The following is a 15,646-nucleotide window of genomic DNA, read 5'->3' as shown; positions in this document are numbered from 1 at the left end:
ATTGTACCACATTCTCACAATAATTGTATAAATATGCGATATATCATAAATGGAATATTTTAAAAATTGAAAAAGCAGACTTTCTCAAACGAGACTGCCTGCTCCTAACGCTTTAGCGAGTTACAACGTTCCATTGGCTTCATTAGCCAGAAGGTCCTGACTAGCAACCTGCGAGACCTTGAAGCCAAAGGCATTGTGAAACGCAAGGTCTATCCAGAAGTCCCACCCCGTGTAGAATATTCTCTGACAGAACTGGGGCACTCCTTGAAACCCATCCTTGATTCTATGTGGGACTGGGGAGAATGGTACAAAACACAACAAAACTAGCCTAGAAAATTCTAAGCTAGTTTCTTTTTATCCTTCAACTGCTTCTGAGGCAGTTTCACTTGCTACTTCTGAAACGGTTTCTGATACCACTTCAGTTTGAACATCTTCGATATCAATTTCAATATCTTCAGACACAACTACAGCATCCTCAATATCTTCTTCTGTCAAATCCACTGTCGGAGCTTTAGCAGTTTTTGCCTTGATAGCTTCTAAAATGTCAGCCGTTGACAAGTTTTGTTCCGCAATTTTTTCCTTGATTTGCTCAAAGGTTTCCAAGGATTTTTCCTTACCAGACTTGACCAAATCTTCTACTGTCAATTCACCAGTTTCAAGTTGAGTTTTTACTTCGGTAAATCGTTCAGTCGCTTGTTTGCCTAAATCTTGTGCCTTAGTGACAAAATCAGCATTGATTTCTTCATGGTTTTCTTTATAGTCATTAGCAAAGTTTACAACTTTTTCTTTGACTGTTTTACCAGTTTTACTTGCTAGAAAGGCAGCTGCAGCAGCTCCTCCTGCTGCCCCTAACAAAAGGCTAGTCCACACGCTACTAGATTTTTTTACCATTTTTTTCTCCTTTCTTACCTAAGAGAGATGAGAGAGTTGACAGAGCTGAAAGAGCTCCGCCGGCTTTTACAGTACTTGCTCCAGCAGACTTAGCTTTAACTGTCAAATCACGCGCTGAAGCATTCAAATCAGATACAGAAGTTGACAAGTCAGCTACTGCTACAAAAAGAGGATCAAGGGTCGAAACCTTGCCATTTACATCTTCGACTAAAACATTGGTTTTAGCCAAAAGCTCGTTGGTCTGATAGAGAGTCACATTGACATCGCTGGTCAAGACCTTAAGCGTTTGCTGGGCTTCATCCGTCACCGTACCCAATTTTTTCAACAACAAAACAATATATACTGCCACCGCCGCGATGGACAAGGCAATAATCAAGACAGAAATTTCAATAATCATATCTTCTCCTTTAGGGTTGATAGAATGGAATAGAAGACTTTCTTCTCCGCAACACAACCATGATAATACCAACGAGGATTAACACCCCAGATAGCCATTGTGAAACACGTATTCCCAAGAACATGAGGCTGTCCGTCCGCAAGCCTTCTATCAAAAGGCGACCACAACCATACCAGACTAGATAGAAAGCCGTTATTTCTCCCTGTTTAAGGAATTTTGGCCGTCTACGTAACACACAAACCAAGCCAAAGCCTAGCAAATTCCAGAGAGACTCAAACAAGAAGGTTGGTTGACGGTAGGCACCATCAATATACATCTGGTCTCGGATAAAGTCTGGCAGGTAGTTCAAACTTTCTACTGCTTTACCATAGGCCTCTTGGTTAAAGAAATTTCCCCAACGACCAATTGCCTGAGCAATCATGACCGATGGCGCTACAATATCCAAAAAATCCAGGGTATTAATAAAGCGATACTGGGTAAAGAAATAAAGGACGATCGCACCTGTAATCAAACCACCATAGATGGCAATACCACCGTTCCAGATAGCGAAGATAGATAAAATGTTATCCTTATATTCACTCCATGAAAAGGCGACGTAGTAAATCCGTGCCCCTATGATAGAAAGCGGAAATGCGATTAGAATAAAATCTAAAATATCATCCTGACGAATTTTCTTTCGCGGACCCTCTTTTGTCGCCAGATAAACACCTAGAATCAGACCAAGCAAAATGCAGATTGCATACCAACGAATTTCTAAGGGACCTAATTTAACCGCAATAGGATCCATATTAAGCCTCTTCTCTATTGTGTTCAATTAAATTAGACAAGCGTTCTTCGAAGATCTTCGTTGCATCAAAGCCCATCTGTTTGGCACGGTAGTTCATGGCTGCAGCTTCAATTACGACAGAAATATTTCGACCGGTTTTTACAGGAATACGTATTTGTGGAATAGCAATTCCTGCTATTTCGATAGTATCGCCAGAGTTTCCCAAACGGTCAAATACCTTACCTGTTTCAAAATTTTCAAGATAGACAGCTAATTGCACTTCTGATGAATCTTTCACGGCACTAGCACCGTATAGACTCATGATGTCGATAATGCCGACTCCTCGAATCTCTAATAAGTGGCGCAGAATTTCCGCAGGTTCACCCCAGAGAGTAACATCGTCTTTTGCATAGACATCAACACGGTCGTCAGCCACCAATCGGTGTCCTCGTTTAACCAACTCAAGACCAGTCTCACTCTTACCGATACCAGAATCACCCTGGATAAGCACTCCCATACCGTAAATGTCCATCAAGACACCGTGTACACTTGTCCGCTGAGCCAAGCGACTATCCAAGTAAGAAGACAATTCTCCCGATAGACGGCTGGTTGCTGTCTTGCTTCGGCAGATAGCAATTTGTTTTTCTTTTGCAGCCTTGTACATCTCCTCAGGGATTTCCAAGCCACGTGCCACTATGACAACAGGGGTTTCTGGCTGGAACATCTGAGAAAGAACCTGATAGCGGTTATGGGCAGTCATGGCCATCAAATAAGACCACTCCTTCATCCCCATCAACTGGATGCGCTCTGGAGCATAGTAATCAAAATAGCCAGTCATTTCCAATCCTGGTCGGGTAATATCTGCCGTCGTAATTTGCTTTTGCAGGAGCTCTTCCGTACTGTAAGCACATTCAATCCGCAGATTATCGACCAAATCTTTCACATAAACGGTCATTTCTTCCCTCACTTTCAGTTTTATTATATTATACCATAAGCTAGGGGTTGGTGGAAAAACAAGTGGCTGATTTGGTAAAAAGAATGAGTTTCTTCCTTTTTCTCACAAAATTAGCAAAACTTCCACAGATTAAATGCACTTCTCTTCCATTGCTACATATTTTTGACAAATCTGTTATACTATATATAGATTAATACTTACTATTAAGGAGAACATCATGGAACCATTATTTCTCACACCTGTTATGCACGAAAAAATTTGGGGGGGCAATCGCTTAAGGACCAACTACCACTACGACATTCCTAGTGATAAGACTGGTGAATGCTGGGCTATTTCTGCCCATCCAAATGGCGTAACTACTGTCTCAAACGGTCAATTTAAAGGAAGAGGACTGGATGACCTCTATAAGAATGAAAAACATTTATTTGGCAATCCAACAGATGATGTCTTTCCATTGTTAACAAAAATCCTTGATGCAGACGATTGGCTTAGCGTCCAAGTCCATCCCGATGATAGCTATGGCTTAGCTCACGAAGGGGAACTGGGCAAGACAGAATGTTGGTACATTTTAGAAGCCGAGGAAGGCGCTGAAATCATTTATGGTCACAATGCCCAATCCAAAGAAGAACTCCGTCAGCAAATCGAAGCCGGAGATTGGGACAAGTTGTTAACCCATGTACCCGTCAAAAAGGGTGATTTCTTCTTTGCACCAAGCGGCACCATGCACGCCATCGGTAAAGGAATCCTTATTTTAGAAACCCAACAATCTAGTGATACAACCTACCGTGTCTATGACTTTGACCGCCGTGACGACGCAGGCAACCTCCGTGAACTACACATTGAGAAATCGATTGATGTACTGACCATCGGACCTGTTGCTAACTCAACACCTGCCCACCTCAAAGCAGGCAATCTTGACTCGACACTTCTAGTTGCCAATCCCTTCTTTACCGTATATAAATGGAATATCCAACAAGAAATCAAAATGGAACAGACAGTTCCTTACCTGCTTGTCAGTGTCATTGAAGGTGAAGGTGCCATCCAAGTCGGTGAAACCAGCTACCCACTTCAAAAAGGAAGCCACTTTATCTTACCAGCCGATGTGACAGACTGGACCTTTACAGGCCAAATGGACATCATCGCAAGTCACACAAACTAATACTCTTCGAAAATCAAAATTATCCGTTGTCAACTTGCCTTGATGAGTGAAAAGCTCCAGTGGAGGTTTTCAGCCTGTTACCTTGAAATAAGATAGTAACAGAGTTCTATCTTCGACTTCGTTTCCTAGGCTACTTTTGATTTTCATTGAGTATAAGCATACAAAAAACTTGAGCCTTTTAACTCAAGTTTTTTTGTATTATTCAAACCAAGACTTATTTATCTTTTCCGCTTCTTTTATCTTACGTGGACCTGTTCCATAGCGTTCCGCGTCTCTATCTTCCTTATAAGGTAAAAAATAAGCTGCTGCAATATAGAGAGCAATCAGAAGGAGGAAGGATTTGCCTAAGAGGAGACCTGCAATAAATATCGCGCGTGTTACCCAGGATTCCCAGCCCAATTTATGCGCTATGCCGGCAAGAACCCCTGATACTATCTTCCCCTGCCTTACTTTATACAATTCAATTGACATCTTTTATTCCTTTCACGTAAAAGCCTCCTTGACCTGTTTGTACCTTCAAGAAAAGTAAATCATTGCCAGATTTTTCAAACTGGTAGGGACTGGCTTTCTTTTTTCGGTTGACCAAAACCTGACCAGATGGTGACTCTATCTGCCCCCGAATTCCCTGGCCTTTGCCAGTTTGTAAAGTCAAGGGAGCCTGAGCTAGTTGCACATACAAGTGTTGGGGATAACCACCGCAAGTCGTCAAGCGAATATCCTGTTGTTTTTTATCCCTTGAACTGCGGATAGAAATATCTTCAAATGGTAAGTAATCCAAGCGAGCATCTGCCTGACCAAGTTCCAAATCCAGCACTGACATCCATTCCTGAGGCAAGTTGATTGTCAAACGACAGGCCAAGCTACTGCTGAAATAGAGGCATTTTTTTTCTACATAAAGATGTGGAAGTCTATCTTCAGGTGCATCCTGATTGTAGCAAATCTCCACACTAATCTGATTATTTTTAGACTTAGCCAAAGTTAGACGTCCCTCAGAAAGTTTTAGAAATAGCGACTCTATCCCTTCAAATGTATAGGCTTGCTTCAACTTAGATGAGGCAAATACTTTAAAAATTGGCAAGGAAAAATTCAATTTTTCTTTTTCTTCCACGAAAAGAAAGTCAGGCTCCTGATTCATTTCCTTGAAACAGGCACGCGCCTCTTCCTTGGTCAAGACACCTTTTTCATATAACTCAATTAAGCGTTCTTCTCTCTTTTTCGCCATAGGCTCACCTCAATTCTACTCTAGTATATCACATTTCTCCACAAAAAAATCAGCCCGAAGGCTGATTATCTATTCTTTCAAGCCCTCTTTAAAGGGCTTTTATGTTTATTTTGAGAAAGATATAAAATCAATATATCCCTTTTCTCCGATTTTTACAACGGCATTGTAGGACTTTCTATCTTTCGTTTTGATTCCTTTTACCAGGGTTTCTTTTCCCTCTAGTAATTCTTTTACATTTGTTTTGGTGAGTTTTTTCTTTCTAAAATGTTCAGCTAAAGTGAAGGTACATTCAGGATAATTTGAACAACCATAAAACGATTTTTTTAATACAATATTGTTGCCACACTTAGGACATTTTCCTACAAGGGGTCCCGAGCGCTTAGTGGGAATTTGTACCCCTTATCGATACAAATTCCCCGTAGGCGCTAGGGACCTCTTTAGCTCCTTGGAAGCTGTCAGTAGTATACCTAATAATTTATCTACATTCCCTTTAGTAACGTGTAACTTTCCAAATTTACAAAAGCGACTCATAGAATTATTTCCTCCCGTTAAATAATAGATAACTATTAAAAATAGACAATACTTGCTCATAAGTAACGGTACTTAAATTGTTTACTTTGGCGTGTTTCATTGCTTGATGAAACTGATTTTTAGTAAACAGTTGACGATATTCTCGATTGACCCATTTTGAAACAAAGTACGTATATAGCTTCCAATATTTATCTGGAACATCTGTGGTATGGCGGGTAAGTTTTATTAAGACACTGTTTACTTTTGGTTTAGGATGAAAGCATTCCGCTGGCAGCTTAAGCAATTGCTGAATCGAGACTTGAGTGTGCAAGAGCAACCCTAGTGTTCGGTGAATATCCAAGGTACGCTTGTAGAATCCTTCTTCAACAATCAGATAGATGTCAGACGCATGGCTTTCAAAAACCACTTTTTTAATAATTTGTGTGCTTAAATGGTAAGGAATATTCCCAACAATTTTATACCTCTGTTTGTTAGGGAATTGAAACTGTAGAATATCTTGGTGAATTAAAGTGACACGAGTGTTCAGTTTTAATTTTTCTGACGATAAGTTGAATAGATGACTGTCTAATTCAATAGACGTTACCTGTTTACTTATTTTAGCCAGTTTCGTCGTTAAATGCCCTTTACCTGTTCCAATTTCGTAAACGGTATCGGTTTCTTTTAAATTCAATTGTTTTATTATTTGGTTGAGTACTTTTTCACTCGTTAAAAAGTTTTGAGAATATTTTATATTTTTGTTCATGTAATCACTCCTGAAGTGATTACATCTGTAAATAAATACAGAAGTTAAATGATTTGTTTGTAATTTTAGTTATCTGTTTAAAAAGTCATAAGATTAGTCACTGGTAGGAATTAATCTAACGTATTTATTTATCTGTGTAATCACTGTTTTTAGTCTGTTTCAAAACAGTAGATGTTTTATCTACATTACGCATTTTGAATACCAACATGACGAATCCCTCCTTCTTAATTACAAATTTTTAGCATCTAATTTAACTTCAATTCCTATTATACAAAATTTTATGATATGGTGCAAGTCAGCACGAACACGAACCGTCTTATCTCCCATTATATCTTTTTTTGCACTGATTGGTGTATCATTTCGTTTTTCTTTTTGTGCGCCTAAATTTCCCACAATCACTCACTTCTTTCTATTTCTTCTTATTCTTATTTTATCATCAACAATCACAAATCACAAGTGATTTGTGATAAGTGATTTGTGATTAATATATAAAGTAAGTTTACCCCTACACATCCCACATCGGTATTTTTTTAGGTCAATGCGGCGCTTGCGCTGGTAGACTTGTCCACAGGACTGACATCTGTAAATCAAACTCGGCTTGGCAGTTTGTTCCAGTTTGGGAGCGTAGCGCAGGCCGTCCACCGCAGCCAACAATTCCTTGAAATCCCTGTCTCCGTGCCGATAGCCTTTCTTCTCAAAGTAGAGATGGTAATGGCAAAGCTCATGGCGTACAATCTTCCTAAAGACTTCTAAGCCTTGCTCCTCCAAGTGCTTGGGATTGAAATCCAAATGCCCATCCCTTGGAAAAAAGCGACCACCCGTTGAGCGTAATCGCCTGTTCCAGATTGCTACATGCCGAAATTCCTTACCGAAGTCTTGCAGGGAGACTTCTTGCACATACTTATTCAGATCCATTTGGTTTCAAGAGGCTAAGACCGATACGATTGCGTTTGATGTCCACTTCAACCACCCATACGGTTACGATTTCACCAACAGCAAGGACTTCGCTTGGATGAGGCAAGGCTTGTTGGCGTCCATTCTTATCCCGTTTGCGCTTGACCATGCGTGAAATGTGGACCAGACCATCCTCATGGACACCGATATCCACAAAGGCTCCAAAGTCCACAATATTGCGGACCGTACCTTGCAATTCCTGTCCGACTACCAGGTCCTTGACATCCAAGACATCTTGACGAAGGACTGGTGCTTCAAAGTCATCCCGTAAATCACGACCAGGTTTAAGCAAGTCTGCGATGATGTCCTTCAAGGTTTCTTGACCGACACCGATTCTTTCTGCCGTATCCGCGATAGCCACCTGCTTTAATTTTTCCTGCGCAGCCTCATCTAAGTGGTCAATAGCTAGAAGTTCTAACAGGTTTTCCACAGCCTTGTAAGACTCGGGGTGCACGCCAGTATTGTCCAAAAAGTTAGTCGCATCAGGAATCCGCAAGAAACCAGCTGCCTGCTCAAAGGCCTTGTCACCCAGACGAGGCACCTTTTTGAGTTGCTGACGAGAGGTCAGGGCACCATTTTCCTCGCGGTACTTGACGATGTTCTCCGAGATGGTCTTGTTAAGACCAGCCACGTGAGCCAAAAGGGCAGGACTGGCCGTATTGACATTGACACCGACCTGGTTGACCACCGTATCGACCACAAAATCCAGACTTTCAGACAGAGACTTCTGGTTGACATCGTGCTGGTACTGGCCGACACCGATCGACTTGGGATCGATTTTGACCAACTCAGCCAAAGGGTCTTGCAGACGGCGGGCGATGGAAATGGCAGAGCGTTTTTCCACAGGGAGGTCTGGGAACTCATATCGAGCCAGTTCAGAAGCTGAGTAGACAGAGGCTCCGCTTTCATTGACGATGACGTAAGAAACATCAGGGAAGTCCTTGAGCAAATCAGCGACGAAAGCCTCCGATTCACGGCTGGCCGTTCCATTTCCGATAGCAATGATTTCCACTTGGTATTGCCCGATCAGGTCTGCCAAGTCTTTCTTGGCCTGAGCAATTTGTCGCTGACCAGCCGGCTCCACAGGATAGATGACCTGGGTTGTCAAGAGTTTTCCAGTCTGGTCTACCACTGCTAGCTTAGCCCCTGTTCGAAAGGCAGGGTCAAAACCAAGGACAACCTTGCCTTTTAGAGGAGATACAAGGAGCAGATTTCGTAGGTTTTTAGAGAAGAGCTGGATAGCTCCTTCTTCTGCTTCTTCCGTCAATTCTGTCCGGATACGACGCTCCATGGCAGGTAGAATTTTCTTCTTAATAGCCTGCTGGATCACATCCTTGATATAGCTATTAGACTGTGGAAAACGTAGCTCAAAGAAACGAACCATTTTATCCACATTGTGTTCAAAAGAAACCTTGAGAACGCCTAATTTCTCACCACGATTGATGGCCAAGGTCTTATAACCCTGCATTTTTGCTACTTTCTCAGAGAAATCATAATAAATCTGAAAGACTTCTTTTTCATCTGCTTCTTGATCTTTTAGCTCTGAAGTCAGGCTTGAATTGGTTTGTACTTCATGGTAAACCCAGGCCCGAAGCTTATTGTCTTCTGAGATAGCTTCGACCAAAATATCCACAGCACCAGCCAAACAAGCCTGAGCAGTATCAAAACCTTCACAGATGAAACTAGTAGCCTGTTCTTCCAAGTCAGCCACATTCTGCAAAATTAGACGAGCCAGCGGGAACAGTCCAGCCTCACGCGCCACCGTTGCCTTGGTCCGACGTTTTTCCTTATAAGGCAGGTAGAGTTCTTCCACATCTGCCAACTTTTCCGCTTCCTCGATAGCCTGACGGAGCTGGTCTGTCAACTTGCCCTGTTCTTCAATCTTGGCAAGGACAGTCGCTTTGCGTTCTGCCAGAGCAGACAAGGCCTTATCCCGATCAATGATAGACTTGATGACAACTTCATCTAAATTCCCAGTCACGTCCTTTCGATAACGAGCGATAAAGGGAATGGTATTGCCTTCAGCCGTCAAAGAGAGAACCGTATCAATCTGTTTTAAACTAACGCCCAATTCCTGAGCAATTTTCAAATATTTTTCTTCCATAGCTACTATTATAACATGAAAGCGGTACAAATGACTCAATAGAAAAGGCACGTAGATAAACTACATGCTCTCAATAGCTAATTAAAATTCAGCCTGATCCGGGTCAAGGCGACCTTTCACTCCTTCTAGTTTATCCAACTTTGCAACTGCTGTCGGACTAATAGCCAAGCCATCAATTTCCAAATTCGCCTTAATATTTTCTGGACTAGTTGATTTCGGGAGAGGGAGAAAGCCTTTATCTAAAGACCAAGCCAATGCTAACTGGGCAACACTACAACCAGCTTCTTTAGCCAAATCGGCTGCTTCTTGGCTTTGGAAAAGGCTTCCTGTACCAAATGGGCTATAGGCCTCCAAGAGAATCCCTTTGGCTTTGCAGTAGGCCACTAATTCTGACTGAGGAGTTCCTGGGGCCAGCATAATCTGATTAGCCATCGGGATAATCTCAGCTGTTTCCAGCAAAGCTTCTAGATGGTGTTCCATAAAGTTAGAAACTCCAATTACTTTCACTTTTCCAGCACGATAGAGCTCTTCTAATGCCTTCCAAACCTGGGCATTGCGTTCCTTCCAGCCAATGCTGTCGCGACTAGCCTTTGGATTTGGCCAATGGATCAGTAACAAATCCAGATAATCCACCTGAAGTTTTTGCATGGATTCTTCTACTGAAGCAAGGGTATCTTCATAGCCAATCTTATCATTCCAAACCTTAGTTGTTAAAAAAATGTCCTCACGAGCTAGGCCACTATCAGCTATAGCCCGACCAACACTAGCTTCATTGCCATAAATTTGAGCAGTATCAATATGGCGATAACCAGCTTCCAATGCATAAGAAACCGCACCGTACGCCACTTCACCATCAGGTATCTGCCAAGTTCCAAAACCAATTTTAGGAACAGTTACACCATTTGAAAACGTATATCTTGTCATAAAAGACCTCCTATTTCTTCTATCCCCAGTATAAACTAAATTGTCAATCAATACAAAATAATGCGACCTAAAAATAAAAGACACCCGAAAGTGTCTGCTCACATTTATTGTATACTTACTTTTCAAAATTTATTTTCTTGGATAGTTTATCGATAACAACAGCTCCAACTAATAGAGAAAGCAATTCTCCTGCTGCTGTTGTCAACCAAGTTAGAAAGAATGGTAAATCATATAAGACTTTTAATTCTAAAGCAATGGTAAACATAGTTGCCGCAAAAAAGAATGAGAAATAAAAGAAAGCCTTGTTAAATAATCCACCGAATAGATAGTCCTTCTTGTATTTTTCAAACAGAATAACTCCCAACGTAACGAAAATTAATGTCGAGAATCCACCCACAAAAAGGTCAATGACACCAAAACCAATCAAGTTGGAAATCATGCAACCAAGGGTCACAGCGATAATATACTTACGATTATAAAAAGCCAAGAAATTGAGCATTTCAGACAAACGAAACTGAACAGCACCGAAAGAAATAGCATTCAATGGCGGTGTCAAGGTAAGAGCGACATAAATCGCCGCAACAAGAGCAATTTCTGCCATATCTCTGGCAGTCCATTTAGATGTATTCATAAAATTCTCCTTTAGCAAAAAAGCTTAAAATATGCTTGGGTAAAGTGAGCAAGCCCCAAGGGTCATTGAATTTGTCAACAACGTTGATTAGTATAGCATATTTTTGCTAAAAATGATAGACTAGTCCTATGAAAAAACTATTTTATCAACTCATCAATAACGAAGTTATTCTCTATTTGATTGCAGGTGTGGCAGCAACCCTTGTCTATATGGTCACTCGAATGGGACTATTTCTGTTCATCCCATCCATTCTACTAGTAACTCTTTTAGCCAATGCTGTAGCTATCCTCTTTGCCTTTTGGACCAACGACCGTTTCGTTTTCAAACAAGCCAGAGAGGGTTGGCCTCAGCGATTGGGCAAGTTTGTATCTGCCCGCATCGCGACCTTGGTCATGGATATGGCTCTAGCCTATTTATTAGTACAAGCCTACCCACAATTGATTGGGCAGTTTGTCAACCATGATTTAACACTTGTCAACGCCATTTCCACACTTTTCTCACAAGTCTTGGTCATTGTGGTCAACTATTTCTTGAGCAAACTCTTTATCTTTAAAAATACGAAATGAGGCTCCAACGGAACCTCATTTTTATATATAGCTTGATTTTCCTGCTTCATTCTTTATCTATCGCTGTAAATCTTGCCTTTAGCCTATTCAAGATAGAAACAATATCCCCATCTCTAGCATGAAACTCTTCTACCTGCATACTTTGAACCGTAGCATTAATCATTGCACCAATGATGAGTACTTGAGCCATAAAAATGAACCAAAGCATAAAAACAAGAAAGACGACAGCTGTTACTATTCTAAAATCCAGCAACTTATTAGCATAATTATCAACATAAATCGAAAATAACTTTCCAATAGAAGTCATCGTCAACAGAACAAACAACGTTCCTGGAAAAACATATCGAACTTTTTTTATCCGAACATTTGGCAAAAAGAAATAAAGCATAACCAAGGCGGCAAACAGAGCCATTAAACCTACTAACTGTGTTTGACTAAGAAGTCCCTTCAGCCAGGCGTCTTCAATAGGAACCAGCTTATTAATATAAGAAAAAACTGCCTGCCCGAAAGTCAAAAGCGTAATACTTAAGAGGATAATTACCTGCAGACCAATTCCTAAAAATATGCCAATCAAGTGCCCAATAATAAAATCACGGTGTTCATTGATGCCATAAGCCTTATTAAAGGCCTTCTGCAAAATAGTCATACTACGTGACAGGGTCCAAAGAGTTGTCAGAATTGAAATCCCTAACCATGATGACGACGGCTTTGTTAATACAGAAGTGATAAAAGATGAAACCGAAGGATAGAGCTTGTCTGGCACAAATTCAGCTACAACCGATAAAATCATATCCACATCAAATGGATAATATGGCAGTAAATTCGCGAGAGTTAGAAGAATAGGGAAAATAGAAATTAACAAATAGTAAGCTACTGCAACACTTGTTACATCGCTATCAGCAGAACGATAAAAAGAAAAGAAGGTTGAGCAGAATGTTTTCAAACCTTCAACTATTCTGGTTTTCCTCATTCTCTCCTCCTTCCTCATTCATCTATTATTCACGACCACACCGAGAATTAATAGGTCCCTTCTTCACCTTGACTGGTCAAAATAACCGGACCATCTTTGGTGATGACAAATTGGTGTTCGTATTGACAAGACAAACCACCATCAAGTGTCTTATGAGCCCAACCTGTCTTCATATCCGTGTCAATTTCCCAGGTACCAGTGTTAATCATTGGCTCGATAGTCAAGACCATTCCTTCACGCAAGCGAAGTCCACGGCCCTTTGTCCCGTAGTGAGGAACCATCGGCTCTTCGTGGAAGGTTGGTCCCACGCCGTGACCCACCAAGTCACGAACAACGCCATAACCAAGACCCTCAGCATATTCTTGAATAGCTGCACCAATATCGCCGATACGATTGCCAACAACTGCTTGCTCAATACCACGATACAAACATTCCTTGGTTACGTCCATCAATTTTTGTACTTCTTCAGACACCTGACCGACTGCATAGGCCCAACAAGAGTCTGCACAACCACCACGATAGGTTTGAGTGATTTTCTTCATAGCCTTAACATCATTGAAGTTTAGCTTAGACACATCAATAACAGACTTGTCCAAGGGTTCACTAAGAACCATATCGACTTTCAGCAAATCACCTTCTTTAAGCTTGTAGTGACGTGGAAAGGCATGGGCTACTTCATCGTTTAGCCCGCAGCAAGTTGCATAAGGATAATCCATCAACTCACCATCAACACCAATTTGAAGGGGTAAAACATTTTTCTCCTTACAAGTTTTACGAACATATTCTTCCACTTCCCACATGTCAACGCCTGGTTTGATGATGTCGCGTAAACCAATATGAATACCTGCTAGCACATCGCCAGCTCGGTTCATGGCATCAATTTCTCGTTGTGATTTAATAGTAATCATTCATTCTCCTCATATATTTCTAAACTAAATTCAGCCCTCTTCAAGCTAAATTTTAGATAATTTCTTGTTTTATGGCTATAGCGGTCACTTCCGCGATACTGCGCAACCTGTACCAAACCAGCTTTTTTTGCCACCATCTGACTGGCCACATTTTCCTCATGAGTGACGATAACCAGCTCCCTCAGACCAAACTCATAAAAAGCTAGATAGACTAAAGTCCTCACTGCTTCCGTCATTAAGCCTCTTCTCCAGTGGTCTTTTTTTAGGAAATAGCTGAGCTCCGCAGAAAGTTGACGTTCATCTACCTTTTCAAAACAAAGCGCACCAATCATCCTCTCCGAATACTTATCAACTAAGGCCCAGTTTCCCAATGGTGAACGCATAAATTTTTCAACCATTGTCGAAAAAGCAATATTTCTGTCCTCCAAAGCTGGAAAGATAAACGGAAGATTTTCGGGATTTGATACAATTTCATAGAAACTTTCTCCATCTTCAAAAGAAAATGGTCGTAAATACAAACGGTCCGTTTCAAAGTAAGCAAACTTCGCTAGTCTTGTCCAAAGTGTCATAGTGTACCCAAGGGGCTGAGAATTACTCCCAGCCCCAGATTGTTTTGTTTTTAAATCGATTACGTTTTGAGAAAGTAGTTCTCAATTAGACTCTCTAATCCTCAATCAATTGAATATCTGCACCTAATTCTGTCAGCTTATCAACAATATTTGAGTAACCACGCAGAATAAACTCAATGTTTGTAATTTCTGTACGCCCTTGAGCCATTAAACCAGCGATAACCATTGCGGCTCCCGCACGCAAATCAGTAGCTTTAACAGATGTACCAGTCAGTTGATTTGGACCTTCAAAGGCAATATGGTTGTTACGAGTAGAGATTTTTGCTCCAAGATTTGCAAGCTCCTGCACATGACCAACACGTTTTTCATAAATCGTATCAACAATCGTACCAGTCCCTTCTGCCTTAAGCAGTAAAGGTGTAATGGGTTGCTGCAAGTCTGTCGCAAAACCTGGATAAGGTGAAGTTTTGATATTCACTGCCTTTAATGTTTCTTGCTTTTCAACAAAAATACTATCTTCAGAAATAGTCATGCGAACACCCATTTCTTCCAACTTAGCGATGTAACTCTCTAAGTGTTCATAAAGGACATTATCGATACGAATACCCTCACCAACAGCAGCAGCAAGGGCAATATAAGTCCCTGCTTCAATACGATCTGGAATCACTTGATGACGTGTTCCTTTTAGACTGTCTACGCCTTCAATGGTGATAATATCTGTACCCGCACCACGGATACGTGCCCCCATATTATTAAGCAAAGTTGCCACATCAATAATTTCAGGTTCACGCGCCGCATTTTCAATAACTGTACGGCCTTCTGCTTTGACAGCTGCTAAGATAGTATTAATTGTCGCACCGACGCTTACAACATCCATGAAGATATGTGCCCCTTGAATACGCTGACCATTAGTTGCCAAGCGCATATATTCACCTTCATAGGTTGTTTTCGCACCCATGGCTGCGAATGCTTTCAAGTGCAAATCAATTGGACGCGGACCCAAATCACAACCACCTGGCAAGCCAACAACAGCTTGACCAAAGCGACCAAGGAGGGAACCGTAAAAATAGTAGGATGCACGCAAGCTATTAATTTTGCCAAATGGCATAGGCATGTCTTTTACACCACGAGGGTCAATTTCGAGTGTTTCACCATCACGCTTGACCGTCGCGCCCATTGTTTCCATAATATCAACTAAGCTATCTACATCCGAGATTGCAGGTACTCCGTCCAGAGTAACAATCCCATCTGCAAGAATAATGGCCGGAATAAGAGCAACAACTGAGTTTTTGGCACCACTAACGGTAACCGACCCTTTCAGTGTTTTTCCACCATTAATTACAATTTTTCTCATACT

General features: G+C 41.2%; 18 protein-coding genes, 3 pseudogenes and 1 riboswitch. Of the genes and pseudogenes, 3 read left to right on the top strand and 18 right to left on the bottom strand.

The window, feature by feature from the left end; all coding sequences use genetic code 11:
* Window positions 1-108: 108 nt before the first annotated feature.
* Window positions 109-327, top strand: a pseudogene (locus tag PHA78_RS03000) (winged helix-turn-helix transcriptional regulator); the annotation flags it as partial.
* Window positions 328-354: 27 nt separating this feature from the next.
* Here PHA78_RS03000 and PHA78_RS02995 read toward each other — a convergent pair.
* From PHA78_RS02995 to hprK, 4 genes are read right to left on the bottom strand one after another with little or no spacing between them, the layout of a single operon-like run.
* Entirely contained in the window at window positions 355-891 is a 537-nt protein-coding gene (locus PHA78_RS02995; RefSeq protein WP_024396152.1) for a YtxH domain-containing protein, read from the bottom strand.
* A complete protein-coding gene (locus tag PHA78_RS02990; RefSeq protein ID WP_024376744.1) occupies window positions 875-1,285 on the bottom strand; it encodes a DUF948 domain-containing protein in 411 nt (136 codons plus the stop codon). Before PHA78_RS02990 ends, PHA78_RS02995 begins: the two co-directional genes overlap by 17 nt.
* Before the next feature lie 13 nt (window positions 1,286-1,298).
* Entirely contained in the window at window positions 1,299-2,075 is a 777-nt protein-coding gene (gene lgt / locus PHA78_RS02985) for a prolipoprotein diacylglyceryl transferase (protein WP_238139013.1), read from the bottom strand.
* Between the two features lies 1 nt (window position 2,076).
* Window positions 2,077-3,009 (bottom strand): HPr(Ser) kinase/phosphatase, encoded by a 933-nt coding sequence (hprK, locus tag PHA78_RS02980; RefSeq protein ID WP_024376742.1) that lies wholly within the window; start codon window positions 3,007-3,009, stop codon window positions 2,077-2,079.
* Between the two features lie 217 nt (window positions 3,010-3,226).
* On the opposite strand from hprK, the gene manA reads away from it, so the two are divergent.
* Window positions 3,227-4,168, top strand: coding sequence for a mannose-6-phosphate isomerase, class I (gene manA, locus PHA78_RS02975; protein WP_029187462.1), 942 nt, complete (start codon window positions 3,227-3,229; stop codon window positions 4,166-4,168).
* 198 nt (window positions 4,169-4,366) lie between these two features.
* Here manA and PHA78_RS02970 read toward each other — a convergent pair whose 3' ends face one another.
* From PHA78_RS02970 to PHA78_RS02925, 10 genes and pseudogenes are all read right to left on the bottom strand, one after another.
* Window positions 4,367-4,639, bottom strand: a complete 273-nt coding sequence (locus PHA78_RS02970; protein ID WP_002936774.1) for a PspC domain-containing protein — start codon at window positions 4,637-4,639, stop codon at window positions 4,367-4,369.
* The gene (locus PHA78_RS02965; RefSeq protein ID WP_029187463.1) at window positions 4,629-5,390 is read right to left on the bottom strand and encodes a hypothetical protein; all 762 of its coding nucleotides are present in this window, start codon (window positions 5,388-5,390) and stop codon (window positions 4,629-4,631) included. Before PHA78_RS02965 ends, PHA78_RS02970 begins: the two co-directional genes overlap by 11 nt.
* A gap of 105 nt (window positions 5,391-5,495) precedes the next feature.
* Window positions 5,496-5,756 (bottom strand): annotated as a pseudogene (locus PHA78_RS02960) (topoisomerase DNA-binding C4 zinc finger domain-containing protein); the annotation flags it as partial.
* Between the two features lie 169 nt (window positions 5,757-5,925).
* Window positions 5,926-6,663, bottom strand: a complete 738-nt coding sequence (erm(B), locus tag PHA78_RS02955) for a 23S rRNA (adenine(2058)-N(6))-methyltransferase Erm(B) (protein ID WP_002321849.1) — start codon at window positions 6,661-6,663, stop codon at window positions 5,926-5,928.
* A 124-nt stretch (window positions 6,664-6,787) separates the two neighbouring features.
* Window positions 6,788-6,871, bottom strand: coding sequence for a 23S rRNA methyltransferase attenuation leader peptide (locus tag PHA78_RS02950; protein ID WP_032498436.1), 84 nt, complete (start codon window positions 6,869-6,871; stop codon window positions 6,788-6,790).
* A gap of 68 nt (window positions 6,872-6,939) precedes the next feature.
* A pseudogene (locus PHA78_RS02945) lies at window positions 6,940-7,062 on the bottom strand (peptide-binding protein); the annotation flags it as partial.
* Between the two features lie 51 nt (window positions 7,063-7,113).
* Window positions 7,114-7,578: a SprT family protein gene (locus PHA78_RS02940; protein WP_099807264.1), complete on the bottom strand. Its 465-nt coding sequence runs from the start codon at window positions 7,576-7,578 to the stop codon at window positions 7,114-7,116.
* Window positions 7,565-9,721, bottom strand: a complete 2,157-nt coding sequence (locus tag PHA78_RS02935; RefSeq protein WP_099807265.1) for a Tex family protein — start codon at window positions 9,719-9,721, stop codon at window positions 7,565-7,567. The genes PHA78_RS02940 and PHA78_RS02935 overlap by 14 nt, the downstream gene beginning before the upstream one ends.
* Window positions 9,722-9,802: 81 nt before the next feature.
* Window positions 9,803-10,645: an aldo/keto reductase gene (locus tag PHA78_RS02930; protein ID WP_024378936.1), complete on the bottom strand. Its 843-nt coding sequence runs from the start codon at window positions 10,643-10,645 to the stop codon at window positions 9,803-9,805.
* Window positions 10,646-10,760: 115 nt separating this feature from the next.
* Complete coding sequence (locus PHA78_RS02925) at window positions 10,761-11,276, bottom strand: QueT transporter family protein (RefSeq protein WP_024378937.1); 516 nt, start codon at window positions 11,274-11,276, stop codon at window positions 10,761-10,763.
* Window positions 11,274-11,376: riboswitch (PreQ1 riboswitch) on the bottom strand. Its footprint overlaps the gene before it by 3 nt.
* Before the next feature lie 28 nt (window positions 11,377-11,404).
* Here PHA78_RS02925 and PHA78_RS02920 point away from each other — a divergent pair.
* The gene (locus tag PHA78_RS02920; RefSeq protein WP_272158429.1) at window positions 11,405-11,842 is read left to right on the top strand and encodes a GtrA family protein; all 438 of its coding nucleotides are present in this window, start codon (window positions 11,405-11,407) and stop codon (window positions 11,840-11,842) included.
* A 46-nt stretch (window positions 11,843-11,888) separates the two neighbouring features.
* On the opposite strand, the gene PHA78_RS02915 is transcribed toward PHA78_RS02920, so the two are convergent.
* From PHA78_RS02915 to PHA78_RS02900, 4 genes are all read right to left on the bottom strand, one after another.
* Window positions 11,889-12,812, bottom strand: a complete 924-nt coding sequence (locus PHA78_RS02915) for a YihY/virulence factor BrkB family protein (protein WP_029997739.1) — start codon at window positions 12,810-12,812, stop codon at window positions 11,889-11,891.
* Between the two features lie 47 nt (window positions 12,813-12,859).
* On the bottom strand, window positions 12,860-13,720 hold the full coding sequence (locus PHA78_RS02910) for a methionyl aminopeptidase (protein ID WP_105101166.1): 861 nt from the start codon (window positions 13,718-13,720) through the stop codon (window positions 12,860-12,862).
* Window positions 13,717-14,289: a GNAT family N-acetyltransferase gene (locus PHA78_RS02905; RefSeq protein ID WP_099876325.1), complete on the bottom strand. Its 573-nt coding sequence runs from the start codon at window positions 14,287-14,289 to the stop codon at window positions 13,717-13,719. The genes PHA78_RS02910 and PHA78_RS02905 overlap by 4 nt, the downstream gene beginning before the upstream one ends.
* 94 nt (window positions 14,290-14,383) lie before the next feature.
* The gene (locus PHA78_RS02900) at window positions 14,384-15,643 is read right to left on the bottom strand and encodes a UDP-N-acetylglucosamine 1-carboxyvinyltransferase (protein WP_024376732.1); all 1,260 of its coding nucleotides are present in this window, start codon (window positions 15,641-15,643) and stop codon (window positions 14,384-14,386) included.
* Window positions 15,644-15,646: the final 3 nt, after the last annotated feature.

This window comes from Streptococcus sp. HN38 (genome assembly GCF_028335765.1).
In the GTDB taxonomy this organism is placed as follows: domain Bacteria; phylum Bacillota; class Bacilli; order Lactobacillales; family Streptococcaceae; genus Streptococcus; species Streptococcus suis_P.
Note: the sequence above shows the minus strand (reverse complement) of the source record. Positions and strands in the feature narration are given on the sequence as shown.

Excerpts from the sequence above, each read along its gene's own strand:
- manA (WP_029187462.1), top strand. The coding sequence starts at position 3,227 with ATGGAACCATTATTTCTCACACCTGTTATGCACGAAAAAATTTGGGGG.
- PHA78_RS02970 (WP_002936774.1), bottom strand. The coding sequence starts at position 4,639 with ATGTCAATTGAATTGTATAAAGTAAGGCAGGGGAAGATAGTATCAGGG.
- PHA78_RS02910 (WP_105101166.1), bottom strand. The coding sequence starts at position 13,720 with ATGATTACTATTAAATCACAACGAGAAATTGATGCCATGAACCGAGCT.
- PHA78_RS02950 (WP_032498436.1), bottom strand. The coding sequence starts at position 6,871 with ATGTTGGTATTCAAAATGCGTAATGTAGATAAAACATCTACTGTTTTG.
- PHA78_RS02965 (WP_029187463.1), bottom strand. The coding sequence starts at position 5,390 with ATGGCGAAAAAGAGAGAAGAACGCTTAATTGAGTTATATGAAAAAGGT.
- PHA78_RS02925 (WP_024378937.1), bottom strand. The coding sequence starts at position 11,276 with ATGAATACATCTAAATGGACTGCCAGAGATATGGCAGAAATTGCTCTT.
- PHA78_RS02905 (WP_099876325.1), bottom strand. The coding sequence starts at position 14,289 with ATGACACTTTGGACAAGACTAGCGAAGTTTGCTTACTTTGAAACGGAC.
- PHA78_RS02995 (WP_024396152.1), bottom strand. The coding sequence starts at position 891 with ATGGTAAAAAAATCTAGTAGCGTGTGGACTAGCCTTTTGTTAGGGGCA.
- PHA78_RS02920 (WP_272158429.1), top strand. The coding sequence starts at position 11,405 with ATGAAAAAACTATTTTATCAACTCATCAATAACGAAGTTATTCTCTAT.
- PHA78_RS02935 (WP_099807265.1), bottom strand. The coding sequence starts at position 9,721 with ATGGAAGAAAAATATTTGAAAATTGCTCAGGAATTGGGCGTTAGTTTA.
- hprK (WP_024376742.1), bottom strand. The coding sequence starts at position 3,009 with ATGACCGTTTATGTGAAAGATTTGGTCGATAATCTGCGGATTGAATGT.
- PHA78_RS02900 (WP_024376732.1), bottom strand. The coding sequence starts at position 15,643 with ATGAGAAAAATTGTAATTAATGGTGGAAAAACACTGAAAGGGTCGGTT.
- PHA78_RS02930 (WP_024378936.1), bottom strand. The coding sequence starts at position 10,645 with ATGACAAGATATACGTTTTCAAATGGTGTAACTGTTCCTAAAATTGGT.
- PHA78_RS02940 (WP_099807264.1), bottom strand. The coding sequence starts at position 7,578 with ATGGATCTGAATAAGTATGTGCAAGAAGTCTCCCTGCAAGACTTCGGT.
- lgt (WP_238139013.1), bottom strand. The coding sequence starts at position 2,075 with ATGGATCCTATTGCGGTTAAATTAGGTCCCTTAGAAATTCGTTGGTAT.
- PHA78_RS02915 (WP_029997739.1), bottom strand. The coding sequence starts at position 12,812 with ATGAGGAAAACCAGAATAGTTGAAGGTTTGAAAACATTCTGCTCAACC.